The organism is Streptomyces sp. NPDC005820, assembly GCF_040630255.1.
Classification (GTDB): Bacteria; Actinomycetota; Actinomycetes; order Streptomycetales; family Streptomycetaceae; genus Streptomyces.
This window is the reverse complement of record NZ_JBEXXE010000053.1, coordinates 1-23,936: the sequence shown is the minus strand read 5'-3', so window position 1 is coordinate 23,936 and position 23,936 is coordinate 1. Positions and strand designations below refer to the sequence as shown.

The following is a 23,936-nucleotide window of genomic DNA, read 5'->3' as shown; positions in this document are numbered from 1 at the left end:
TCCACCGGCCGAGTCGGGCGGCAGCGCCCCTTTCCACCGGCCGAGTGGGGCCCGGCCCGCACCCTCCACCGGCCGAGTCGGGCGGCAGCGCCCCTTTCCACCGGCCGAGTCGGGCCTGGCCCGCACTCTCCACCGACCGAGCCGGGCCTGGCCCGCACTCTCCACCGACCGAGCCGGGCCTGGCCCCCACTCTCCGCCGGCCGAGTCGGGCCGCGGTCCCCTGTCCACCCACCGAGTCGGGCCTGGCCCGCTTTTCGGCTTGTCGGGTTGGGGTGTGGCCCGGTTTTTCACCTGCCGAGTCGGGTGGTGGGTGGGCGGGGGTTGGGGTTGGGGGCGGAGCCCCCCAGGGGTTGGGGGCGGTCGGGGTGGGGGTGCAGGGGCGGGGCCCTCACCGTCGTACCCCAGTAGAATTGGCCAGCACAGAGACCCCGCCCCACCGCCGGAAGGCCCCCGTGTCATCAGCGACTCCCGCTGCCGCCGCCCCCGACACCGTCCTGGTCGTCGACTTCGGCGCGCAGTACGCCCAGCTCATCGCCCGTCGAGTCCGCGAGGCCCGGGTCTACAGCGAGATCGTGCCGAGCACCACGCCGGTCGAGGAGATGCTCGCCAAGAACCCGGCGGCGATCATCCTCTCCGGCGGCCCCTCGTCCGTGTACGAGGAGGGCGCCCCCCGCCTCGGCCGCGAGCTCTTCGAGGCCGGCGTCCCCGTCTTCGGCATGTGCTACGGCTTCCAGCTGATGGCCCAGACCCTCGGCGGCACCGTCGACAACACCGGCTCCCGCGAGTACGGCCGTACGGATCTCCACGTATCCCGGACGTCCTCCACCCTCTTCGAGGGCACCCCGGCCGAACAGCACGTGTGGATGTCGCACGGCGACGCCTGCTCCGCCGCCCCCGAGGGCTTCACCGTCACCGCGTCCACGGACGTCGTCCCGGTCGCCGCCTTCGAGAACGACGAGAAGAAGCTCTACGGCGTCCAGTACCACCCCGAGGTCATGCACTCCACGCACGGCCAGCAGGTCCTGGAGCACTTCCTCTACCGCGGCGCGGGCCTGAAGCCCACCTGGACCACCGGCAACGTGATCGAGGAGCAGGTCTCCGCGATCCGCGAGCTGGTCGGCGACAAGCGCGCCATCTGCGGTCTGTCCGGCGGCGTCGACTCCGCCGTGGCCGCTGCCCTCGTCGCCCGCGCCATCGGCGACCAGCTGACCTGCGTGTACGTCGACCACGGCTTGATGCGCAAGGGCGAGACCGAGCAGGTCGAGAAGGACTTCGTGGCCGCGACCGGCGTGAAGCTGGTCGTCGTCGACGCCGAGGAGCGCTTCCTCACCGCGCTCAAGGGCGTCTCCGACCCCGAGGAGAAGCGCAAGACCATCGGCCGCGAGTTCATCCGCGTCTTCGAGCAGGCCCAGGCCGAGATCATCGCGGACGCGGGCCCGGCGGTGGAGTTCCTGGTCCAGGGCACGCTCTACCCGGACGTCGTCGAGTCCGGCGGCGGCACCGGCACCGCGAACATCAAGTCCCACCACAACGTGGGCGGCCTCCCCGAGGACCTGGAGTTCAAGCTCATCGAGCCGCTCCGCAAGCTCTTCAAGGACGAGGTCCGCATGGTCGGCCAGGAGCTCGGCCTGCCGGAGGAGATCGTCCAGCGCCAGCCGTTCCCCGGCCCCGGCCTCGGCATCCGGATCGTCGGCGAGGTCACCAAGGAGCGCCTCGACCTGCTGCGCGACGCCGACGCGATCGCCCGCGAGGAACTCACCGCCGCCGGTCTCGACCGTGAGATCTGGCAGTGCCCGGTGGTCCTGCTCGCGGACGTCCGCAGCGTCGGCGTCCAGGGCGACGGCCGCACCTACGGCCACCCGATCGTGCTGCGCCCCGTCTCCTCCGAGGACGCCATGACCGCCGACTGGTCGCGGCTGCCGTACGACGTCCTCGCGAAGATCTCCACCCGGATCACCAACGAGGTCCGTGACGTCAACCGCGTCGTCCTCGACGTCACCTCCAAGCCCCCGGGCACCATCGAGTGGGAGTAGGTCCTCTCAGGTCCCTCTGATCAGGTCCCTCTGATCAGGTCCGTTTGAGAGAGCGCACCGGCTCTCCGGGCTGCCAGACCTGCACGACGAGATACGTCTCGTCCTCGACGTAGGTCCGCACGACCTCCGTCAACTCGGTGCGGAAGAGGTGGAACGGCTCCGGCGGTTCCACCTCTTCGCCGTACGCCGCCTTCACCGCCGGATCCTCGACCTCCACCGCCCGCCCGGCGATCCGTACGTCCCCGCCGCCCATCCCCGTGCCCTCACCCGGGTTGGCCTGCAGCGCGAAACGCGGATCCCGCCGCAGATCGAGCGCCTTCACCGAACCAGGCATCATGCCGAGCCACAGCTCACCGCGGAAGAACCGGACCTCCAGCCCCGTCGTCCGCGGAGAGCCGTCCTTGCGCAGAGTCGCCAGCACATGGTGGGTGAACGCGCCGAAACGCTCCTCGACGGTCTGCGCGAGGCCGGGTTCGGCAGCCGTGAAAGCGGCCCAGTTCGCCGCCGTGTCGTTCGCTGTCATACCCGGAGTGTGAACGCGATACAGGACATCTTCTGTCGTATTTCTGTCGTGTTCCGCAGACGCACGTCATCTTTGCATAACAAGCCTGTTCTCCTGCGCTGACCGAGGGTAACTTCCGCCCGTACACCCACCCAGTGCTGGAGGACCGATGCACGGGCCCACGCCGCCTGCCCCGCTGCCCACCGACCGGCTGAACTTCGCGATGCCGCCGATGCACGACTCGGTCGAGGACGAGCGCCGGCACCGCAAGGAACGCCTGGCGGGCGCCGTACGCATCTTCGGCCGCCTCGGCTTCGAGGACGGCGTGTCCGGCCACATCACCGCCCGCGACCCCGAATACAGCGACTGCTTCTGGGTCAACCCCTTCGGCATGCCGTTCAAGCACGTCACCGTCAGTGACCTCGTCCTCGCCAACTCCGACGGCCAGGTCGTCGAAGGCGGCTACCACGTCAACCAGGCCGCCTTCACCGTCCACGCCCAGGTCCACGCGGCCCGCCCGGACGTCGTCGCCGTCGCCCACTGCCACTCGGTGTACGGCCGCGCCCTCGCCGCCCTCGGCGAACTCCTCGACCCCCTCACCCAGGAGAGCTGCGCCTTCTACGAGGACCACGCCCTCTACGACGCCTACACCGGAGTCGCCGTCGACGCCGAGGAGGGCCGGCGCATCGCGAGCGCCCTCGGCTCCCGCAAGGCCCTCGTCCTGCGCAACCACGGCCTGCTCACCGTCGGCGACTCCGTCGACGCGGCCGCCTGGTGGTTCCTGTCCATGGAACGCTCCAGCCAGGTCCAGCTCACCGCCCGCGCGGCCGGCCGCCCCCTGCTGATCGACCACCGGGCCGCCGTCGCCACCCGCGAACAGCTCGGCGGCGACCTCGTGGCCTGGATCAACTACCAGCCCCTCTGGCAGGACATCAGCCGCAGCGAACCGGACCTGCTGAGCTAGGCCCCTCCTGGAAGCCGCGCAGTATCACCGCCTTCGTCCGCGCGAACTCCTCGTCCGTCAGCACCCCGTCCCGGTGCAGCTCACCCAACTCCCGCAGCCTGCGCAGCAGCACGTCGTGATGGTCGGCCGGTCCGGCGACCTGGGCCGGAACGGCCGCCGCCCGCCGCCGCGACCCGCCCGCACCCCCGTCGTCCGCCGGCGCCGAGGGGTGCGGCAGCCGCGCCGTCACCGCCGTCGCCACGAGCGCGGTCAGCAGATCCCGCTGCACCCCGCCCCACAGATCCAGCGCATACGGATCCTTCTCCGCCGGCAGCTTCGAGAACACCGTCTCCCGCGTCACGAACCGCAGAAAGCCGTCCTCGTAACCCGAGTTGGGCAGCCACTCCACCTGCACCAGATCGCCCACCGCGATGATCCGCGGCCCCGTCGCCCGCTTCACCCGGTCCGAGGTGTCCGCCCAGTCGATCCGCACCCGCGTCCCGTCGAAGGACACCGTGCCGTCCGACGAACGCACCGACACCGGAACCGGCGGCCCCGGCAGCAGATAGGCCCGGGCGGGCTCCTTGGGCACCTGGTCCAGCAGCAACGCGTGCCGGATCTCCTCGACGACGTACTCCGCCAGCCCGGAACGGTCCACGTCCACCAGCAGCCGGTAGGGATCCGCCGCCTCCGGCAGCCGCCCACCCGTCGCCTGCAACAACGGATCCGCCCCCTCCCTGAGCCGCATCCGCAGCCGCCCCCGCCGCCGCTCCGGCTCGTAGACGACCCCGGCGACCGCCTCCAACGGCACGACGATCTCCCCGTACGTCTGCCGGAACAACGGCACGGAACGGTGCAGCCCCGGCGTGATCCGGACCGCCGTACCGTCGAAGGCCCAGCTCCCGTCACGCTGGATGATCTCGGCCATACGGACAATTCTCGCAGCCGGGTCAACACGGCCCCTCCCTTCTTCACCCGCTCTGACCAGACCTGCCGAAGCCGGACCGTGTGCGGTAGGGCACAATTCGCTGTCATCGCGGGGGAGTTGTCAGCAGTGCGGCGGCCGGGATCCACAAGGGGTCCCCCACAGGCCGCCGCTCGTTCGGGTCACGGGGAAGGCGGGCGTCGGACGTGGCGGTACAGGAGGCGAGACAGGGCGCGTACCCGGGCACGGGCGCGGGTCCCCACGACGGCGGCTGCACCTGCGGGGACTGCCCGCACGGCGCCCGCGAGGGACACCGGCGCGCGGTCGCCGCGTTCCTGCTCAAACGCGACGAGTTCGCCGCCGGCCAGGGCCTGCCCGCCGCCGTCGCCCACTCCGCCTCGGCCTCCCGCCAATGGGTCTCCGAGGAACTCACCCAATCGGCGGAACTCGTCGCCGAACGCGGCCGCGCCGAGGGCGAGGCCTGGCTGTCCCGCCTCTGGCTGCGCACCGCGATCACCGTCTGGGCGGCGGTCGTGCTGCTCCTCCTGGTCCAGGCGCTCACCGCGATCGGCGCGGGCTGGACCTCGGCCCGCACCGCCGGACTCCTCGCCGCCCTCCTCGTGGCCGGCGCCCTCACCACCGCCTCCTGGTTCCACCGGGCCCGCGGCGGCGCCCTCGCCCCCGTCATCGGCGAGGACAACCGCCTCTCCACCTCCCGCGCGGTCGCCGCCGCCTGGGTCCTCCTCCTCTCCTACGCCGTCCTCGTCCTCGTCGGCCGCCTCGCCGCCGCCTCCGGCCACACCGAACGCGACGCCCTCATCTCCGGCCTCGACCTCGCCCGCGGCGCGGGAGTCGTGACCGTCCTCGCCGTGGTCTGCGGCATCGCGGTCCTGGTCCGCCGGGTGGTGGGCCTACGGATCCTGGCCCAGCGCCTCCAGAAGGTCCGCGCCCACCGCCCCCGGGCCGCCGACCTCCTCACCGACGACTCCGGCCGCGGCACCTTCGCCGACATCCAGTACGTCGTCATCAGCGCCGTCGCCCTGGCCTTCGCCGCGGTCCGCCTCGCCCGCCGCCCCGACCAGCTCCCCGACCTGCCCTGGGGTCTCGCGGTCGTGGTCCTCGTCTCCGCCGCGACCTACCTCGCCGGCAAGTACGCCGAGGGCGGCCGCCCCGTCATCCTCTCCGTCGTCCGCTCCCGCGAGGCCGGCGACCTCGACGCCCCCATCCGCACCGGCGACGACATCGAGATCCGCGGCGCCGGCTTCGTCCCGCCCGGCGCCCAGAGCGCCGACCGCCTCTCCCGCATGGTCGTCCGCATCGGCCCGGTCCACGTCCACGTCCCCCTCGTCCCCGTCACCGGCGGCTTCAGCAACCCCACCGACGCCGTCCTCACCGTCCCCGTCCCCGCCGACGTCGAACCCGGCCGGGTGGAGGTCCAGGTCGTCACCGCGGCCGGCGTCGAGACCAACCGCTACACGATCGACGTCACCGAATAGCCGAAGTGAACGCGCGGGCGGAGTGAACCAGGAAGGACCCACCGGCTGCGCAAACAATTGAGCGCACCCCCCATTTCGTACGTATGGTCTGTTGAGGAGTCCCACCACTCAGGGCGAGAGGCGGCAACGGGCGATGACTCACGGCATGCGGACGGACACCTATCCCCCCTACACCCACGGCGGCGGCCGAGGCTGGCGGGACACCGCCACCCGATACGCTCTCCTTCCTCTACGGATCTTCCTGGGCGTCACCTTCATCTACGCCGGTCTCGACAAACTCACCGACAGCGCCTTCATGAAGGACGGCGGCGCGGGCTCGATCGGCGACACCATGCGTGCCGTTCGTGACTCCTCGGCCATCCCCGCCCTGGTCGACCTGGCGCTGAAGAACCCGGTCGGCTTCGGCTACGCCATCGCCCTCGGCGAACTCGCCGTCGGCATCGGCGTCCTGATCGGCCTCCTCACCCGCCTCGCCGCTCTGGGCGGCGCACTGATCTCCCTTTCCCTCTGGCTGACGGTGAGCTGGGCCTCCGACCCCTACTACTACGGCAACGACCTCATCTACCTCATGGCCTGGCTCCCCTTCGTCCTCGCCGGAGCCCCCTACCTCTCGCTGGACGCGCTCTGGCACAACAGGCGCCGGCAACGAGCAGGCGGCCTGGACTGACCTCGCTTCACATCGGCCTGCCGCCGGGTCGCGATCCGGCGGCGCCGGTGGGCGTGGCCGGGGTGATGCGGCGTCGTCTGCGGCGCAGGGATCGGGCGACCGCACCCGTCGCCCCGGCCAGGCAGAGGCCGACCATGACGAGCGGGATGATCGCGAACCAGGGGGTCTCCCAGAGCCCGCCCGCGTCACCCGCGTAGATGACCCCCGCGACGGTGAAGAACGCGCCCGCGACCAGCCTGCCGGGCTGGAACTCATGACGCAGCACGGGTCACCTCCGCCTGTCCCAGCCCGACCTGGAGGTCCAGGTCGAGTATCCCGGCGGCATCCTCCGCACCCGACACCGGCGGCAGTGTCACCGCCCTGTGCTTGCCCGGCTCCACGTCCACGTCCTCCTTGTTCTCGCCGGGCAGTCGGACATCGCCCAGCCCCACGTCGATGCTCAGCTTCACCGTCACGTCCGGCGGCACGATCACCCGCAGCCGGCCCACCCCCACCTCCGCGTCGGTGCTCACCGTCTGCCCCTCGGCCACGTCCAGCCGGGACAGGTCCAGCGTGGCGTCACCGGTGCCGAGGTCGTAGGCCTCTCGCACCTCCGCCACCGTCGCGGGCCGCCAGGTCTCGTCGATCCAGTGGGTGCCCACGTCCTTGGGCAGCGCCGTCGAACCCGCCAGCAGGCCGGCGGTGACGATCGCCAGGAACACCGACCCCGCGCCCGTGCGCCCCAGGAACGAACTGATCGCTATGCCCGCCCCGAGCACGATGAGCGCGGCGGCCAGGCCGGCCTGCAGGCTGGTGCCGAGCGGGTGGTCGTCCCAAGTGAGCCGGGTGACGAGGCCGCCCGCGAGCACGGCCAGCAGGAACACCCAGCCGCCCGTCCAGCGGGGGCCGCGCGGAGCGGGGGAGCGGCCGGGCGGGACCCGTATGTGCGCGCGGGTGCCGGCCTGGCTGCCGAGGCCGACGTTGACGGCCGCCGCGATGTCCCGCTCCCGTGAGTCCCGGGGACCCCACAGATAACCGGTGCCGCCGTCATGGGTGCCGTCCTTGACGATGGGGTCGCGCCACCAGGAGGGGTAGGCGGCCGGGACCGGCGGCGCCTGGGCCTCCGGCGGGGCGTCGGCGACGGCCTGCGCCGCCAGCGGATCGGGGTCGGCGGAGCCCCGGTGCCGCGACCAGTACCCGGCTCCCGCGAGCAGCAGCGAGAGGACCACGGCGAAGGTCAGCACACTGCCGTTGTTCAGCATCGACAGGAACACCCCGCAGCCGACCAGCGCGAACAGCACGGCCACCAGGGCCTGGCCGTCGACCCGGCCGGTCAGCAGCTTGCGCACCTCGTGCTGCTCGTCGTCGGAGTACGGGACGAAGAGCCACGCGAACCCGTAGAAGATGAGGCCGATGCCGCCCGTCGCGGAGAGCACGGCCAGCGTGATCCGGAAGATCACCGGGTCCATGTCGTAATGCCGGCCCAGCCCCGAGCACACCCCGGCCAGCACCTTGTACCGCCGGTCGCGCCGGAATCTGTCGGGCCGATCGAGGCCTTCGGCGTCCGGTCGGGCCTCCGCCTCCGCTGCGGCCGCCGTCGCCTCCGCGGCATCGGCCGCTCCCTGTTCTCCGTGCGGGGGCGTGCCCGCCCGCCCGTGCGCGCGAGGCTTCTCACCCGCGGCGCCTTGGGCGCCGGTGGACGGGGCGGCCGCGTCGGGCGCGGTGCCCCCGTCGGGCACGGCGTCCGCGGCGTGCTGGTGATTTTCCATGAGTCCATGGTGGCGGGCCCGCGGCCCCGGCGGCAGTCGAAACGACCCTGGTCGGACCCTGATATCGGCCCTGAGTCGACGCCCGGGAGGCGTTCGACCTGCACCCGGGCCGAAGATCAGGGGCGTCTCGGGGGCGAACCCTGATGCCCGGGCCCGCACGCTGTGTGACCATCGTTGGCATGCCGGAAGCCGCAGCAGCGCCACTCGTCGAACCGCGGCCGCCGCGCAAGCTCTACCGCAGCAGCGACGGACGCTGGCTGGGTGGCGTGGCGCGGGGGCTCGCCGGGCATCTCGGGCTGCCCGTCGTGTGGGTGCGGCTCGTCTTTGTCGGCCTGTTCATGGCGGACGGCCTCGGCGCCCTGCTCTACGCGGCCTTCTGGTTCTTCGTGCCGCTCGGCGTCGGCGGCGTCGGAGGCCAGAAGCCGCCGTCCCTCGTCACCACCGAGACCGCGCCCGACGGCCGCCGCAGACTCGTCCCCCGCCGACCGGACCGGGGCCAGATCGTCGCCCTGCTCCTGATGGTCGTCGTGGCCCTGGTCTTCGTCAGCAATGTGAACCTGGGCAGCGGCGCCAAGGCGTATCTCCTGCCCGCCGTCCTCGTCGGCGCGGGCGTGGCCCTCGTCTGGCGCCAGGCGGACAACGCCCGCCGGGCCCGCTGGGTCGAGGTGGGGCGCAGACGCCGTACGCTCACGCTGCTGCGGGCCGGCGCCGGTGTCCTCCTCGTCACCGCCGGCGCCTCCGGCATCTTCGTCCTGCAGGGCTCGGCCGCCCATCTCGGCTCGGTCCTGCAGGCGGCCCTCGCCGTCCTCGTCGGCATCACCCTCCTCGCCGGGCCCTACCTGGTCCGGATGACCCAGGACCTCTCCGAGGAGCGTCTGATGCGGATCCGGGCCCAGGAGCGGGCCGAGGTCGCCGCCCATGTCCACGACTCCGTGCTGCACACCCTGACCCTGATCCAGCGCAACGCGGAGAACGCGGGCGAGGTGCGCCGTCTCGCCCGCGCCCAGGAGCGCGACCTGCGCACCTGGCTCTACAAACCGGAGGGCACCGGCAAGGACGAGGAGGACGAGCCGGCCACGGTCGCCGAGGCGGTGCGGCGCAACGCCGCCGAGGTCGAGGACAAGCACGGCGTCCCCATAGAGGTCGTGGTCGTCGGCGACTGCCCGCTCGACGAGCGGGTCGGCGCACAGATGCAGGCCGCGCGCGAGGCGATGGTGAACGCCGCCAAGTACGGTGGCGAGGGCGGCGCCGTGCAGGTGTACGCCGAAGTCGAGGGCAGGACGGTCTTCGTGTCCGTCCGGGACCGCGGCCCCGGCTTCGACCTGGACTCGATACCCGCCGACCGTATGGGCGTTAGAGAATCGATCATCGGCCGTATGGAGCGCAACGGCGGCACGGCCCGGCTGCGGGCGGTGCCGAGCGGCGGCACGGAGGTCGAGCTGGAGATGGAGAGGGCGGAGAAGACGTCATGAGCGACCCGACCGAGACGAACGCGGCGGCGGCAGCGGGGGATGCGACCGAGCCGGCGCAGACCTCCGGCGAGAGCGCGGGCGGGCGGCGCGTGCGGGTGGTCCTGGTCGACGACCACCGCATGTTCCGCACCGGTGTGCAGGCCGAGATCGGCCAGACCGAGCAGACGGGCGTCGAGGTCGTCGGCGAGGCGGCGGACGTCGACCAGGCGGTCACCGTCATCACCGCGACCCGGCCCGAGGTGGTGCTGCTCGACGTCCACCTGCCCGGCGGCGGCGGCGTCGAAGTGCTGCGCCGTTGTGCCCCGTTGATGGCCGACACCGAGCAGCCGGTGCGTTTCCTCGCCCTGTCCGTCTCGGACGCGGCGGAGGACGTCATCGGGGTGATCCGCGGCGGCGCTCGCGGCTATGTCACCAAGACCATCACGGGGACGGACCTGGTCGACTCGGTCTTCCGGGTGCAGGAGGGCGACGCCGTCTTCTCGCCGCGCCTCGCCGGGTTCGTCCTGGACGCCTTCGCCTCCACCGACGCCCCTCCGGTCGACGAGGACCTCGACCGGCTCACCCAGCGCGAGCGCGAGGTGCTGCGTCTCATCGCCCGCGGCTATGCGTACAAGGAGATCGCCAAGCAGCTGTTCATCTCGGTGAAGACGGTCGAGTCCCATGTCTCGGCGGTGCTCCGCAAGCTCCAGCTGTCCAACCGTCATGAGCTGACGCGCTGGGCGACGGCACGACGGCTGGTGTGATCCACCGCGGCCTCGTCCGTGTCCGGCGGCCGTCGGCTCACACCACCCGGGTCGCGCCCGCGAACGGCATCTCGTCGATGGGGGCGATACGGACCGGGGCCGAGGGGTTCGGGGCGTGGATCATCCGGCCGTCGCCGATGTAGAGGCCGACGTGGGTGATGCCGGAGTAGAAGAAGACGAGGTCGCCGGGGCGGAGTTGGGAGCGGGGGACACGTTGGCCGACGCCGATCTGGGCGTAGGTCGTGCGGGGCAGGGAGACCCCCGCGGAGCGGTAGGCGGCCAGGACGAGGCCCGAGCAGTCGAAGGCGTTCGGGCCGGTGGCACCCCAGACATAGGGGCTGCCGAGTTTGGAGTAGGCGAAGGAAACGGCCGCCGCCGCCCGGGAGTCGGGGGCGGAGACGGTGGCGGTGCCGGGCGAGGGCGCCTGGAGGGGGCCGCGGGCGCCGGAGGAGGCTCGTGAGGCGCGGTCGGGCGTCCCGGTGCCGCCGTCCGTGTCCGCCGTGATCCGGGCCCGTTCCGCCGCCGTCAGCCGGGAGAGCAGATCCCGGGCCGCGGTGAGCTTGTCGGTGACGGTCTTCTTGTGCTCCTTCAGCTCGGCCTTGCGGGCCTTGAGGGAGGACAGTTCGAGGCGGGCGGCGCCGCGCAACTGCTCGATCTCGCGCATCTGCCCGCGGACGCGGGTGACGGCGGCGGACTGGCGGTCGCCGGCGCGTTCGGCGAAGGCGGCGCCGTCGAGGTACTGGTCGGGGTCGTCGGAGAGCGCGAGTTGCACGGCGGGGTCCAGGCCGCCGCTGCGGTACTGCGCCGCCGCCATCGTGCCCAGTGCCTCCCGCGCCGCGTTGAGCTTCTCCTCCTTGCGGGCCGCCTCGTCCCGCAGGGTCTCCAGGTGCTTCTCGGCGGCGCCGGCCTTCTCCTGCGCGCCGTTGTACTGCTCGGTGGCCGCCTCCGCCTCCTGGTACAGCCGGTCCACCTTGGCCTTGACCTGTGCGGTGGTCAGCTGGGGCTCGGCCTGGCCGGTTCCGTCGAAGGCCGTGGCGGTCGCCACGCCGGCGAGGGCGAGGGTGAACGCCGTACGGGCCGTCTGGCCGCCGAGCGAGCGCTGTCGGGGCTTGCGGTGCGCTGCCACGTGGGACTTGCACGTCCTTTCGTACGACCGCTTCGGCCGTGGGGCGTCGACCGTCGTCGGACGGACCCACGGCTGTCAGACGGTCCCTCGGCCGTCGGGGGAGCGGACGGACGACCGAGGGAAGCGGCTGACGTGTCCGACGGCGGCCCGCACAGGGGGAGCGGGCCGCCGCCGAACCCTTCTCGGCGGTGGTGTCCGACTGCCGCCCCTGGCCCGGGCGGCGGTGGGGAGCCGGTCACCTGGGGGAGGACGCTAGGCCCGTCCGTGTCGGGTCGGTGACGCGATGTGCGGAAATGGCATGAGCAGACCACCGGGTGACTGTTTCTGCACGGCGGGCCGGGCAGGGGCGTCGGGTTCGCGCGGCGCGATGATCGATGCCGCGATTCCGGGACACCCCGGCGCGGCGGGATGCTATGGGCGCATATATGCGAGTCCGGTCACAGAGGGAGGGCCGGTGTCGGGTGGCGTGAGCCGGGCTGATTAGCATCCGGGCTCATGGACGTACTCATCCATCTTTTCGTCGGCCTGCACATCATCGGCATCGCCGCGCTCCTGGGCGGCTTCCTCACACAGATGAAGGCGATGGGCCAGGGCACGGCCCGTTTCGTCCCCGCGATGCTGCACGGCGCCGCGACCATGCTGGTCACCGGCGTGATCCTGGTCGGCCTCAACCAGGCCGACGACCAGCCCGTCAACAACATCAAGATCGGGGTGAAGCTGGCGCTGCTGGTGGTGATCCTCGGCCTGGTCTATGTGAAGCGCGACGACGAGAAGGTGGAGAAGCCCCTGTTCGGCCTGGTCGGTCTGCTGACCGTGGCGAACATCTTCATCGCGGTCCTGTGGACCTGACGGATCCGCCGAACCCGGCGATCAGGGCCGCCGCGGTGACCGCCAGCCACGCCGCCACCGCGACCCACAGCAGCACCTCCCCGGGACCCTTCAGCCCCGGGACGTCGACGGCGGAGGCGACGGACATCATCGCCACCGCCGTCATCCCCAACGGGAACACCGTCGCCCATCGCCGCAGGTCGTAGCGCGGCCGCGGCCGGAGCACCTCGGCGGCGAGCAGGACGGCGTACCAGCCGAGGGCGAGGACGACCAGCGCGATCGTCACCCCGCGCAGGACACCCCTGTCGTCGGCGTTCCACAGGTACAGGGCGTGGTCCGCGTCGATGAGCCTCGCCCCCGCGAGCGCCGAGGCGGCGAGCGCCCCGCCGGCCACCCACTGGTCCCCGGCGCCCTCGGTCACCTGCCGCCAGTCGAACAGGGCCAGCATGACCGCGTAGAGCAGCAGGCCGAGCCAGAACAGCACGAGCGCGGTGTGCGCCGGCCAGGAGAGCGCCTCGGCCTTCGCCAGGGTCGCGCCCAGCACCGCGAGCCCCTGGGTGGCCACGCAGCACAGGAACACGTCCCCGTGCATCCGGCGGCCCCGATGGCTCATGACGTGGCGTGTGACATGCCGTACGACGTCCGTCATGAGCACCGGCCACAGCACGGCCGACAGCGCCAGCAGCGCCCAGGCGCAGTTCTGCCGGCCGAGGACCGAGAGGCCGGTGCCGAGCACCGTCGTGGCGGCCACTGCGGTCAGCCCGTCCGGTGTGCTCGCCTCCGTGCGCCAGCGCTCGCGCTGCCACAGCAGCCGTACGACGAAGTCCGAGGCCAGCACCACCCAGGCGGCGCCGGCCAGCGCGAGCATGACCTTGAACAGCACCTCGTGTCCCGCCAGGCGCAGTCCGATCGACAGGATGCCGGTGGCCAGCACGGCGGCCCCGGCCGCCGGCGGACGCCGCGCCCACCAGGCGCGAAGGGAGGAGGAGCCGGGCATGGGGCCGATGCTAGGGAGTACGGAGCGGCTTGCGTGGGGGCACACGCGCGCGTAGTCGCAAAAAACGGTCCACACGCGCGTACCCCGGTCCGCGTGGCCGGCGCGTGAAGGTCAAGCTGCGGCAGGTGTACTGGGCCCTGATTTCCACGACCGCCGGCTTCTACCGTCCCGGTGCCACGAGTCCCGTCTCGTATGCCACGACCACCGCCTGCGCCCGGCTGCCCAGGTCCAGCTTGGTCATGGTGCGGTTGAGATGGGTCTTGACCGTCGCTTCGCTGATGAAGAGCCGGCCGGCGATCTCCAGGTTGGACATGCCGCGCGCGATGAGCTTGAGAACTTCGAGCTCGCGGGACGTCAGGGTCGCGAGATCCGGCGGGGGCTTGGCGCCCGGCGCGGACCGGGCCTGGCGGGCGAATGCCTCGACCAGTCGGCGGGTCACGCTCGGTGCGAAGAGCGCGTCACCGCCCCCGACCGCAGCCACGGCCGCCAGAAGCCGCTCGGGGCCCGAGTCCTTGAGCAGAAAGCCGGACGCCCCGGCTCGGAGCGCCCCGTAGACGTATTCGTCGAGGTCGAAGGTGGTCAGGACCAGTACGCGGGGCGCGGGCTCGGCCGTGTCCGCGAGGATGCGCTCGGTGGCCTCGACGCCGTTCATGCCTGGCATGCGGATGTCCATCAGGATCACGTCGGGCCGCGTCTTTGCGGCCAGCCGCACCGCCTCCTCGCCGTCCCCCGCCTGGCCGACGACCTCGACGCCGGGCGCTGCGTTGAGAAGGCCGACGAGCCCGGCGCGGATGAGGAACTGGTCGTCGACGACGAGCACTCTGGTCATCTCGTACGCTCGTCCCTCCACCGTGCGCCGGTCGCCGACGTCGGTAGGGTCAGGCGGACCGCGAACCCTCCCTGGGCGCATGGGCCGACGCTGATCGTCCCGCCGTAGAGCTTGGCCCGCTCCCGCATCCCCATCAAGCCATGCCCGCCAATAGTCGAAAAGTTGTCCGAATTTGCCTCCTCTCCCTCGTTGGTGACGGACACCGTCAGTTGATGCCGCTCGTAGTGCAGCCGCACCTGCGCGGCGGCGTTCCGGGTGTGCTTGAGGACGTTGGTCAGGGCCTCCTGGACGACGCGGTACGCGCACAACTCGACGCCGGGCGCGAGCGGGCGCACCTCGCCCTGGACGCTCAGCTCGACGGGGACGCCTCCGGCCCTGACCCGCTCGACCAGGTCGTCGAGGCGGGCGAGGGTGGGCATGGGGGCGGCGGCCGCATCGGCGCTGCCCGGACTGTCCTGCCGTAGTACCTGGAGTATCCGCCGCAACTCCTCCAAGGCTTCTCCACTGGTGTCCTCGATGGTGCTGAGCGCGTCCCGGGCCGTCTCGGTGTCGGAGTCGAGGACGAACCGGGCCAGGCCGGCCTGCACGGAGATGACCGACATGTGGTGGGCGACGACGTCGTGCATCTCCCGCGCTATGCGCGTGCGTTCCTCGGTGACCTCTCGGCGGGCCCGCTCGGCCTGCTCGGCGGCCAGCTGCTGGGCGAGTTCGCTGGAGCGGCGGACCCGGGTGCCGAACCAGACCATGATCGAGCAGTACAGCAGCGCCTGGTTCACGGCCGACCCCAGGGTCAGACGGTTGTCGATCACGGCGGCGTACACCCATACGGCGGTCATCACGACCGCGCAGCCGACCGCGACCCGCGTCGGGAGCACCGACGCCACCGTGTACAGGACCAGCATCGGGCCGAAGACGGCCACCACCGGGAAGTAGCCCAGGCTGATGTAGGCGATGCTGGCACATTGAACGGCGCCGAAGACCAGGAGCGGCACCCTGCTCCGCAGGATGACGGGCAGATGCATCAGAGCGACCAGCACATAGGCGCGCGCGTCGAGTTCCGGCCAGCCCAGCATCACCGACTTCTGTCCCAGCCGCACCGCCGCCCAGACCATGGCGAGCGCGATCAGTGTGTCGATGGCGAGCGGTCGGGGCGTACGCATGCGCATCGCCGCAGCGTAGTGCCCGTATGTGTATGGCGGCGTCAACCTTCCGCGGTACGACGGAAGTTGGAGGAGCCGCGCGGCTGACGCGCGCGGTGGAGCGGGAGTTCCACCCGACACGGGACGCGGCAGCCGTGCCGCCGTACCTACCGTCTTGGCCACTACCGCGGTCTGCGGTGCGGCGGCGTCGGAGCCCCGCGACTCACAGGAGGCCTGCATGACACTCACGAGACGACATCACCGGTTCACCCGAGCGCTCGTGGCCACCCTGGCCACGGGCCTGGTCCTAGTGGCCGCCGCGCCGACAGCGAGCGCGGCCGCCGCGGTTTCGTGCTCCAGCCCTGGCGTGACCAACGGCGAGGGCTACGCGTACATGAACGTCACAGCCAACCTCAAGGTGGCCCCGTACGCGGAATGCGGGACCGTCGCCGGCGTGAGCAGCGGAACGAAGGTCTGGCTGCACTGCATCTACTACAACGACTACGGAAACTACTGGTGGTACGTGCGCATCGCCGGCACCTCCACGTACGGCTGGATGGTGGAGGGCAAGCTCGACCTCGTCGCCTACGACGACGACGGCGACGGCAGCTGGGAACCCGCCGCCTGCTGACCGGCCGCATCCCGGCCCGTCCTTCCCGGGGGAGAGGACGGGCCTGCGGCCCTGCGCGTGCCTCAGGCCGGGCGGACCACGCTGTGGATGCCCGACTCGCCGTCGTAGTAGATCGACTCCTCGCGGACGTACGCGCCCGGCTTAGGGGCGTGGATCATCATGCCGTTGCCGATGTAGATGCCGACGTGACTGATGTCGTCGTAGAAGAAGACCAGGTCACCGGGTTGGGCGTCGGCGAGGGAGACGGTGGTGCCGGCGTTCACCTGGTCGTACGTGGTGCGCGGCAGCGAGACGCCGGCGGCCTTCCAGGCGGCCTGGGTGAGGCCGGAGCAGTCGTAGGAGTCGGGTCCGGTGGCGCCCCAGACGTACGGCTTGCCGATCTGCGCGCGGGCGAACGCGAGCGCCTTCTCGGCCTTGGTGGCGTACGAGGAGTCCGACGACGAGGACGAGGAGGAGGAAGAAGACGAGGAGGAGGAGCCGGTCGACTCGGAGGAGGACGTGCCGGTGTCCTGCTGGGCGGCCTGTTCCGCCTGCCGGCGGGCCAGCTCGGCCGCCTTGCGCGCGGCCTCCTCCTGCTTCTGCTTCTCGATCTCCGCCAGCCGCGCCTTCTCCTGGGCCGTCAGCTGCGACAGCAGCTCGCGCGCGTCGCCGAGCTTCTTCTGGACGGTGGCCTTGGCGGTCTTCAGGTCGCTCTGCGTGTCGGTGAGCGTCGCGAGGCTCTCGGCGGCCTCCTGGCGCTTCTTCATCGTCGCCGACTGCTCGGTGACGTAGTCGTCGACGGCGCCCTTCTGGCGGTCGGTCAGCCGGTTCATCAGCTGCGTCTGGTCGAAGTAGTCCTGCGGGGAGTCCGCCAGCAGGAAGGTCGCCGTGTCGGGGGCGGAGGCGCCGGTGCGGTACTGGGCGGCGGCGAAGGAACCGAGCTCCTCCCGCGCCTCGTTGAGCTTCTGGGTGCGCTTCGCCACGTCGTCGAGGAGGCCGTCGACCTGCTTGCGCTGCCTGGTCGTCTTCTCCTTGGCGGCGTTGTACTTCTCGGTCGCCGACTCCGCCTGGCGGTAGAGGTCGTCGACCTTCTTCTCGACCTCCTCAAGGCTCGGCTTGCCGTCGTCGGAGGGGGCGGCGTTCGCCGACTGGGAGAGCAGGGCCACGGACGTGAGCGCGGCGGTGGCCAGGGCGGGCGTGCGTATGCCTGCCACGCGGCTGCCCGAAAAGCGCGGCTTGCGGTGCTGCGACGCCAAGAGAGGCGACTCCTTCCATCTCCCGCCTACCGGGTTAGCGGTGGGGGTCCCCCGCTCGAGCGAAGCCGAGAGCGGGGGAGGGTTCGGGCGGATGGTTCGGAAGGGCGCCCTACGGCCGTCTCCCGCTGGGGAAGTCGGGCCGATTCACCCCGGGGTCTCGGTGGGTCCCCGGCTCCGGCTGCCGCACGGGGGGCGCACCGGACTCGGCGGAGGCCGTACGGCCCGGCGAGGTTCGCCGGTGGGGATCCGCGTGGCCTGCCCGGCACGGTAGCCAACTCGTGTGGCCTCTGTGAAGGTTGATGGGCGATATGCCCGATACATTTTCGTTACCTTGTGCAAAGCCGGGACATGGGATCACGTGCTGTGATATCGCCGCCCCGGAAGGTGAGGGTGGAGATGTTCGGGGGACGGCCGCGCGTTGTCAGTGGGGCACCCTAGACTCGGAGAGCGATGAGCAGCCTCTTTGACGACAGCTTCCTGGCGCACCTCCAGGCCCCCGCCGGCCATGACGAGGAACCCCCGCCGCCGCCCGAGGACGATCACGTTCCGGAGTCGCTTCCGGACGATCTGTTCGGCGGGAAGTTCGACGCGCCCCCGGACCGGGACGCGTACTACCGCGACGGCGCCCCCCGCCCGGCGATCGACGCGGCGGCCCTCCTGGAGGGGCTCAACGACAACCAGCGCGCGGCCGTCGTGCACGCCGGCACCCCCCTGCTCATCGTCGCCGGCGCCGGCTCCGGCAAGACCCGTGTGCTCACCCACCGCATCGCCCACCTCCTCGCCGAGCGCAGCGTCCATCCGGGCCAGATCCTCGCGATCACCTTCACCAACAAGGCCGCGGGCGAGATGAAGGAGCGCGTCGAGCAGCTCGTCGGCCCCCGGGCGAACGCGATGTGGGTGATGACCTTCCACAGCGCGTGCGTACGGATCCTGCGGCGCGAGTCGAAGAAGCTCGGCTTCACGTCGTCGTTCTCGATCTACGACGCCGCCGACTCCAAGCGGCTGATGGCCCTGGTCTGCCGCGACCTGGACCTCGACCCCAAGCGTTTCCCGCCGAAGTCCTTCAGCGCCAAGATCAGCAACCTGAAGAACGAGCTGATCGACGAGGAGGACTTCGCCGCCCAGGCCGGCGACGGCTTCGAGAAGACCCTCGCCCAGGCCTACGCGATGTACCAGTCCCGGCTCCGCGAGGCCAACGCGCTCGACTTCGACGACCTGATCATGACCACGGTCAATCTGCTGCGCGCCTTCCCCGATGTCGCCGAGCACTACCGCCGCCGCTTCCGGCATGTCCTCGTCGACGAGTACCAGGACACCAACCACGCCCAGTACGCCCTGGTCAGGGAGCTGGTCGGCACCTCCGAGCACCCGGTCGACGTACCGCCCGGCGAGTACGACGTGCCACCCGCCGAGCTCTGTGTCGTCGGTGACGCCGACCAGTCGATCTACGCCTTCCGCGGGGCGACGATCCGCAACATCCTCCAGTTCGAGGAGGACTACCCGGACGCGACGACGATCCTGCTCGAGCAGAACTACCGCTCCACGCAGACGATCCTGTCCGCCGCCAACGCCGTCATCGAGCGCAACGAGTCCCGCCGCCCCAAGAACCTGTGGACCAACGCGGGCGCGGGCGCGCGCATCACCGGCTACGTCGCCGACACCGAGCACGACGAGGCGCAGTTCGTCGCCGACGAGATAGACCGGCTCACCGACGCGGGCGACGCCAGGTCCGGCGATGTCGCGGTCTTCTACCGCACCAACGCCCAGTCCCGTGTCTTCGAAGAGGTCTTCATCCGCGTCGGCCTGCCCTACAAGGTCGTCGGCGGGGTCCGCTTCTACGAGCGCAAGGAGGTCCGGGACGTCCTGGCCTACCTGCGCGTCCTCGCCAACCCGGAGGACTCCGTCCCGCTGCGCCGGATTCTCAACGTCCCCAAGCGGGGCATCGGCGAGCGCGCCGAGGCGATGATCGACGCCCTCTCCCAGCGCGAGAAGATCAGTTTCCCGCAGGCGCTCAAGCGCGTCGACGAGGCGTACGGCATGGCCGCGCGGTCGACGAACGCGGTGAAGCGGTTCAACGTGCTGATGGAGGAGCTCCGGACGATCGTCGAGTCCGGCGCGGGCCCCGCGACCGTCCTGGAGGCCGTGCTCGAACGCACCGGCTACCTCGCCGAGCTGCAGGCATCCACCGACCCGCAGGACGAGACCCGCATCGAGAACCTCCAGGAACTCGCCGCCGTCGCCCTGGAGTTCGAGCAGGAGCAGGCCGAGGGCGAGGGCGTGGCCACCGGCGGTCTCGCCGCCTTCCTCGAGCGGGTCGCGCTCGTCGCCGACTCCGACCAGATCCCCGACGAGGACGAGGAGGGCTCGGGCGTCATCACCCTGATGACCCTGCACACCGCCAAAGGCCTGGAGTTCCCGGTCGTCTTCCTCACCGGCATGGAGGACGGTGTCTTCCCGCACATGCGCGCCCTCGGCCAGGCCAAGGAGCTCGAGGAGGAGCGCCGCCTGGCCTACGTCGGCATCACCCGCGCCCGGGAGCGGCTCTACCTCACCCGGTCCTCGCTGCGCAGCGCCTGGGGACAGCCGTCGTACAACCCGCCCTCCCGGTTCCTGGAGGAGATCCCGGCGACCCATGTGGACTGGAAGCGGACGGGGGCGACCGCGCCCGTGTCCTCCGGTCCGGTCTCCGGCGTGGCGGCCTCCCTGTCCTCGTCCCGCTCGCGCTCCTCGGCCGTCGGCGCCTCCGGCTTCGCCACCCGCCGGGGCGCGACGGAGAAGCCGGTGGTCGCGCTGGCCGTCGGCGACCGCGTCACCCACGACCAGTTCGGGCTGGGCACGGTCGTCGGCGTGAAGGGCACCGGAGGGAACGCGGAGGCGACCATCGACTTCGGCGACAGCAAGCCCAAGCGGTTGCTGCTGCGGTACGCGCCGGTCGAGAAGCTGTAGACGGCCGCAGCGCACATGAGTGAGCCCCCGCTCGCACGGCGGGGGCCCGGGGGCTCACTGCACAGGCGGTCGAGGGACTACGTCGGGTCCAGCCCGTGGCTGCGCAGCCACGGCAGCGGGTCTATGGGCGAACCGCCGGCCGGCCGGACCTCGAAGTGCAGGTGCGGGCCGGTGGAGTTGCCCGAGTTCCCGGAGTACGCGACCGGTTCGCCGGCCTTCACCGTCGTACCGGAGGCGACGCGGTAGCTGGAGAGATGGCAGTACCAGGTCTCCGTGCCGTCCTTCGCCGTCACGATCAGCATGTTGCCGTAGGCGCTGTTCCACTGCGTCCGTACGGTGCCGTCGGTCGCCGCCATCACCGTCGTGCCGTAGGACACGGGGAAGTCGATGCCGGTGTGCTGGGACATCCAGTTGACGCCGGCCTGGCCGAAGTAGGCGCTGAGTCCGCGCTGGGCGACCGGGAGGGCGTACTTGGGGCGCAGCCGCTCCTTGCGGGCCGCCTCCGCCGCCGCCTTCTTCTTCTCGGCCGCCTGCTGCGCCTTGAGGTCGATGCGTTCCTGCGTCCGGCTGGCCCGGTCGGCGAAGTTGTCGGCCTCGGCGCTGAGCGTCTCGAGCTGGGAGTCCAGCTTGTTGTTGGCGGCGGAGGGCTTGACCGCCTGCGCGTCCGAGGCGGAGGCCGTGGTGTCCTTGTCGTCGCCGCCGGTCAGCGTGCCCACGGAGGCGGCGGCGATCCCGGCGACCCCCATCACACACACCGAGGGCACGGCCACGGTCAGCAGCGCGGAGCGCTTCGCGGGGGGACGGCGGCGGGAACGGCTAGCGTTGCGGGCCGCCGCGCGGGTGGCGGGGACCGGCGCGATCTCCTCCTGGTCGTCCAGGAGAGGATGCCCGGACACGGCGGGCAGCTCACCGGTGGCGGACAACTCGCCGCCGTCCTGGGGCTGTTCGTCGTAGCCGACCGACTCGAAGGTGGCGGTGGCCTGCTGGTCGAAGGGGACCTCGGCCGGCTGCTCGTACGCGCCGGAGGCGGAGCCGCTCTCGCTGTCGCCGTCGGAGTTCCACTGCGTGGCGTCGTAGGCGCCGGTCTCGAAGGTCTGGGTGCCCCATTCCCAGTGCTGGGTCTGGTCGGCGGGGTTGCCGGACTGGTCCGGCTGCAGCCAGGCGCTCGCGTCCCAGTGGCCGCCGGTGTCGGACGCCGAGGTCTGCGGCGGGACGAGCGGGAGCTGCTGGTGACCGGTCGGCCAGCCCGTCGTGTCGTAGGCGCCCGAGTCGTAGGCGGCGTGGTGCTGGGCCGCGTACGGGTCGTAGTTCAGGACGTGGTGGCCGCTCGTGTCGTGGAGCTGGTGGCCGCCGGTGTCGACCATGGTCGGCTGGGCGCCGACGGTCCACTGCCCGGTGCCGTAGGCGCTGTCGGCGATGCCCGCGCCCGTGCCGTCGTCGGGGAGGCCGCCGTAGAGGGGGTCGGCCGCGAAGTGGCCGGTGTGCTGGGCGCCGGTGTCGTAGCCGTGGTACGGGGTGGAGCCGTCGTACGGGGCTTCCTGGGTGCCGTACGACGCATAGGGCGCGGAGTCGGCGTCGGAAGCCGGAGCCGGGGTGGTCATGGTCCCCGACGGGTGACGGTCGTTCACCAACTTCTCTCTCGCCTCGACAACAGGGGCTGCCAGAGCAGTGCGGCGACTGTACCCGGCGGTATACGGGCACGACAATCTTCCTCAGGTTTCGTGCTCGAAGGAAAGGGGCAATCGGCCGTGTTTCGGGGGACGGCGGGCGCGGGTTTGGCCTTATGTTCGAAGGCTGTTCGAGATGAGGCAGGTCTCGAACGCCTGTCGAATCCCTCCGAACGCTTGCCCGACGGCTCTCACGCCACCGTCAGACCGCCGGTGCGCGTGTCGGCCCGGGCCGTCTCCGGGGTGTCGAGGGCCTGCCGTATGCCGGTCGCGACCGCCGGGTGGACGGGCAGCGCGAGATGGCCGATTCCCGTCACCCGGACGTTCTGCGCGAGCAGGTCGGGGTGGTCGATCCGGGCCGTCTCCAGCGGGTCCATCAGGTGGTCGAGGTCGCTCCAGAAGCTGACGAAGTACGTGCGGCAGCCGGGCGCGGGCCGGGACAGCTCCTCGATGACCTCCGAGCCGGGGCGCATCTGGCGCACGATGGGGTGCGCGTTCGCCAGCGGCACCACCTTGGTGCCCGCGTGCGGGGTGCCCAGCGTGACCAGCGTGTGGACCCGGACGTCACCGCCCAGCCGCTGCACGTAGTAGCGGGCGATCAGTCCGCCCAGGCTGTGCCCGACGACATCGACCCGGGTGCTGCCGGTGCGCTCGCATATCTCCTCTATGTGCCGCCCGAGCAGCTCGGCCGCCGTGCGGATGTCGCAGGTCAGGGGCGAGTAGTTCAGCGACTCCACGCGGTGCCTGCCGTGCTGGGCGAGGCTGCGGCGCAGCAGGACGAAGACCGAGCGGTTGTCGATGAAACCGTGCAGCAGGACGACCGGGAGCGGGGCCGGGGTGGGCAGCTGCGTGGGGCACTCGGTGCCAATTTCGTTCGACGCGCCGTTCTCGCCGGGCGGAAGCGCGGGGCGGCGCCGCTCCGGGGCGATGCCGGAGGGGTAGAGCAGGAGGTGGCCGGCGAGGATCGCGAGGTCCAGGACGGTGGCCTTCAGCAGGGCGGTGGAGAGCCCGGCCAGCCGGCCGGGGATGTTCGGCAGGCCCGGAAGGTCCGGCAGCAGACGCCGGTAGAGCGGAAGAAAGGGCTGCAGCACCCTGGTGACCTGCATCGCCGACCTCCTGTCGGCACACGCCGAGGACGTCTCTGTCCCCCGTGTGCCCTCGTGGAAGTCGCGGCGGAGGAGATCGGCCGCCGGGCGGGCGGCGGGGCCTTGGCCCCGGGGCGCCCGCCGCGCCTGTGCCGATGCGCCGTACCGCCGCGGCGCGCGGTATGCGGCGCGGCGGTACGGCGACCTCGTGTGCGGCTCCCGTTACTGTCCCATCGTGTGATTTCCCCGTTGGTCCATGCCACGAAACGGCCGGTTGCGGGATGCTGGCGATAACGTTCGTTCACTTACCCGGGTGGGTGGCACGGGGTGTCCGGGCCGTCGAGAGCGGGCGGAGTCGCTTCAGGGAGGCAGTCATGGGTGTGGCATCCGGGCCGATCCGTGTGGTGGTGGCCAAGCCGGGACTCGACGGCCACGACCGCGGCGCCAAGGTGATCGCCAGGGCCCTGCGCGACGCCGGCATGGAGGTCGTCTACACCGGGCTCCACCAGACCCCCGAGCAGATCGTCGCCACGGCGATCCAGGAGGACGCCGACGCGATCGGACTGTCCATCCTGTCCGGGGCGCACAACACGCTCTTCGCCGCGGTGATCGAACTGCTCCGGGAGCGGGACGCCGCGGACATCCTGGTCTTCGGCGGGGGGATCATCCCCGAGGCGGACATCGCACCGCTGAAGGAGAAGGGCGTCGCGGAGATCTTCACCCCCGGGGCGACCATGGCGTCGATCGTGGAGTGGGTACGGGAGAACGCGGGGCGGCCGACCGGCGCCTAGGGCCTGTCGTTTGGATCATGCCGCGCGTCGCGGGGTGTGGCACGCGCGTCTGCGGCGTTGTCGTCGGTTGCCGACTCCCCCACTCTCGGCTGCGCTCGAGCGGGGGGACCCCCATCGCGTCGCCGCCCTCCTC

At 71.5% G+C, this 23,936-nt stretch carries 21 protein-coding genes; 10 read left to right on the top strand and 11 right to left on the bottom strand.

Annotated elements, in window-relative coordinates; genetic code table 11:
- The first annotated feature begins 452 nt into the window (after window positions 1-452).
- The gene (gene guaA, locus ABZ464_RS43495; protein ID WP_359287457.1) at window positions 453-2,033 is read left to right on the top strand and encodes a glutamine-hydrolyzing GMP synthase; all 1,581 of its coding nucleotides are present in this window, start codon (window positions 453-455) and stop codon (window positions 2,031-2,033) included.
- A gap of 34 nt (window positions 2,034-2,067) precedes the next feature.
- Here the strand turns inward: guaA and ABZ464_RS43490 are convergent, their stop codons facing one another.
- Entirely contained in the window at window positions 2,068-2,556 is a 489-nt protein-coding gene (locus ABZ464_RS43490) for a pyridoxamine 5'-phosphate oxidase family protein (protein WP_359287456.1), read from the bottom strand.
- Between the two features lie 148 nt (window positions 2,557-2,704).
- Here ABZ464_RS43490 and ABZ464_RS43485 point away from each other — a divergent pair, with 148 nt between their 5' ends.
- Entirely contained in the window at window positions 2,705-3,499 is a 795-nt protein-coding gene (locus tag ABZ464_RS43485; protein ID WP_359287455.1) for a class II aldolase/adducin family protein, read from the top strand.
- On the opposite strand, the gene ABZ464_RS43480 is transcribed toward ABZ464_RS43485, so the two are convergent.
- Entirely contained in the window at window positions 3,468-4,406 is a 939-nt protein-coding gene (locus tag ABZ464_RS43480) for a DUF4429 domain-containing protein (RefSeq protein WP_359287454.1), read from the bottom strand. The two genes, ABZ464_RS43485 and ABZ464_RS43480, sit on opposite strands and share 32 nt — an antisense overlap.
- Before the next feature lie 203 nt (window positions 4,407-4,609).
- Between ABZ464_RS43480 and ABZ464_RS43475 the strand changes: the two genes are divergently transcribed.
- Together ABZ464_RS43475 and ABZ464_RS43470 are read left to right on the top strand one after the other, a co-directional pair.
- Window positions 4,610-5,899, top strand: a complete 1,290-nt coding sequence (locus ABZ464_RS43475; RefSeq protein ID WP_359287453.1) for a hypothetical protein — start codon at window positions 4,610-4,612, stop codon at window positions 5,897-5,899.
- Between the two features lie 145 nt (window positions 5,900-6,044).
- Entirely contained in the window at window positions 6,045-6,566 is a 522-nt protein-coding gene (locus tag ABZ464_RS43470; protein WP_359287452.1) for a DoxX family protein, read from the top strand.
- A gap of 7 nt (window positions 6,567-6,573) precedes the next feature.
- Here the strand turns inward: ABZ464_RS43470 and ABZ464_RS43465 are convergent, their stop codons facing one another.
- A complete protein-coding gene (locus ABZ464_RS43465; RefSeq protein WP_359287451.1) occupies window positions 6,574-6,831 on the bottom strand; it encodes a hypothetical protein in 258 nt (85 codons plus the stop codon).
- Window positions 6,818-8,314, bottom strand: coding sequence for a PspC domain-containing protein (locus tag ABZ464_RS43460; RefSeq protein ID WP_359287450.1), 1,497 nt, complete (start codon window positions 8,312-8,314; stop codon window positions 6,818-6,820). The genes ABZ464_RS43465 and ABZ464_RS43460 overlap by 14 nt, the downstream gene beginning before the upstream one ends.
- A 179-nt stretch (window positions 8,315-8,493) precedes the next feature.
- Between ABZ464_RS43460 and ABZ464_RS43455 the strand changes: the two genes are divergently transcribed.
- A complete protein-coding gene (locus ABZ464_RS43455) occupies window positions 8,494-9,786 on the top strand; it encodes a PspC domain-containing protein (RefSeq protein WP_359287449.1) in 1,293 nt (430 codons plus the stop codon).
- Window positions 9,783-10,529 carry a response regulator transcription factor gene (locus ABZ464_RS43450; protein WP_359287448.1) on the top strand — a complete coding sequence of 249 codons (747 nt, stop codon included), beginning with the start codon at window positions 9,783-9,785 and terminating at the stop codon, window positions 10,527-10,529. Before ABZ464_RS43455 ends, ABZ464_RS43450 begins: the two co-directional genes overlap by 4 nt.
- Window positions 10,530-10,566: 37 nt before the next feature.
- On the opposite strand, the gene ABZ464_RS43445 is transcribed toward ABZ464_RS43450, so the two are convergent.
- Window positions 10,567-11,655 carry an NlpC/P60 family protein gene (locus ABZ464_RS43445; RefSeq protein WP_359287447.1) on the bottom strand — a complete coding sequence of 363 codons (1,089 nt, stop codon included), beginning with the start codon at window positions 11,653-11,655 and terminating at the stop codon, window positions 10,567-10,569.
- A 495-nt stretch (window positions 11,656-12,150) separates the two neighbouring features.
- Here ABZ464_RS43445 and ABZ464_RS43440 point away from each other — a divergent pair, with 495 nt between their 5' ends.
- The gene (locus tag ABZ464_RS43440) at window positions 12,151-12,504 is read left to right on the top strand and encodes a hypothetical protein (protein WP_359287446.1); all 354 of its coding nucleotides are present in this window, start codon (window positions 12,151-12,153) and stop codon (window positions 12,502-12,504) included.
- Here the strand turns inward: ABZ464_RS43440 and ABZ464_RS43435 are convergent.
- The 3 genes from ABZ464_RS43435 to ABZ464_RS43425 form a co-directional block, all read right to left on the bottom strand.
- Entirely contained in the window at window positions 12,482-13,480 is a 999-nt protein-coding gene (locus ABZ464_RS43435) for a tellurite resistance/C4-dicarboxylate transporter family protein (protein WP_359287445.1), read from the bottom strand. The genes ABZ464_RS43440 and ABZ464_RS43435 overlap by 23 nt on opposite strands.
- Before the next feature lie 160 nt (window positions 13,481-13,640).
- On the bottom strand, window positions 13,641-14,309 hold the full coding sequence (locus ABZ464_RS43430) for a response regulator transcription factor (RefSeq protein ID WP_359287444.1): 669 nt from the start codon (window positions 14,307-14,309) through the stop codon (window positions 13,641-13,643).
- Complete coding sequence (locus ABZ464_RS43425; protein WP_359287500.1) at window positions 14,306-15,469, bottom strand: sensor histidine kinase; 1,164 nt, start codon at window positions 15,467-15,469, stop codon at window positions 14,306-14,308. The genes ABZ464_RS43430 and ABZ464_RS43425 overlap by 4 nt, the downstream gene beginning before the upstream one ends.
- Before the next feature lie 217 nt (window positions 15,470-15,686).
- Here ABZ464_RS43425 and ABZ464_RS43420 point away from each other — a divergent pair, with 217 nt between their 5' ends.
- Entirely contained in the window at window positions 15,687-16,079 is a 393-nt protein-coding gene (locus ABZ464_RS43420) for a hypothetical protein (RefSeq protein WP_359287443.1), read from the top strand.
- A 62-nt stretch (window positions 16,080-16,141) separates the two neighbouring features.
- Here ABZ464_RS43420 and ABZ464_RS43415 read toward each other — a convergent pair whose 3' ends face one another.
- Window positions 16,142-17,314, bottom strand: a complete 1,173-nt coding sequence (locus ABZ464_RS43415; protein WP_359287442.1) for an NlpC/P60 family protein — start codon at window positions 17,312-17,314, stop codon at window positions 16,142-16,144.
- Window positions 17,315-17,764: 450 nt separating this feature from the next.
- Here ABZ464_RS43415 and pcrA point away from each other — a divergent pair, with 450 nt between their 5' ends.
- On the top strand, window positions 17,765-20,260 hold the full coding sequence (gene pcrA, locus ABZ464_RS43410) for a DNA helicase PcrA (RefSeq protein WP_359287441.1): 2,496 nt from the start codon (window positions 17,765-17,767) through the stop codon (window positions 20,258-20,260).
- A 77-nt stretch (window positions 20,261-20,337) separates the two neighbouring features.
- Here pcrA and ABZ464_RS43405 read toward each other — a convergent pair whose 3' ends face one another.
- Window positions 20,338-21,888: a M23 family metallopeptidase gene (locus tag ABZ464_RS43405; protein ID WP_359287440.1), complete on the bottom strand. Its 1,551-nt coding sequence runs from the start codon at window positions 21,886-21,888 to the stop codon at window positions 20,338-20,340.
- 230 nt (window positions 21,889-22,118) lie between these two features.
- On the bottom strand, window positions 22,119-23,033 hold the full coding sequence (locus tag ABZ464_RS43400) for an alpha/beta fold hydrolase (protein ID WP_359287439.1): 915 nt from the start codon (window positions 23,031-23,033) through the stop codon (window positions 22,119-22,121).
- A gap of 353 nt (window positions 23,034-23,386) precedes the next feature.
- Here ABZ464_RS43400 and ABZ464_RS43395 point away from each other — a divergent pair, with 353 nt between their 5' ends.
- Window positions 23,387-23,803: a cobalamin B12-binding domain-containing protein gene (locus ABZ464_RS43395; RefSeq protein ID WP_359287438.1), complete on the top strand. Its 417-nt coding sequence runs from the start codon at window positions 23,387-23,389 to the stop codon at window positions 23,801-23,803.
- The last annotated feature ends 133 nt before the right edge of the window (window positions 23,804-23,936 follow it).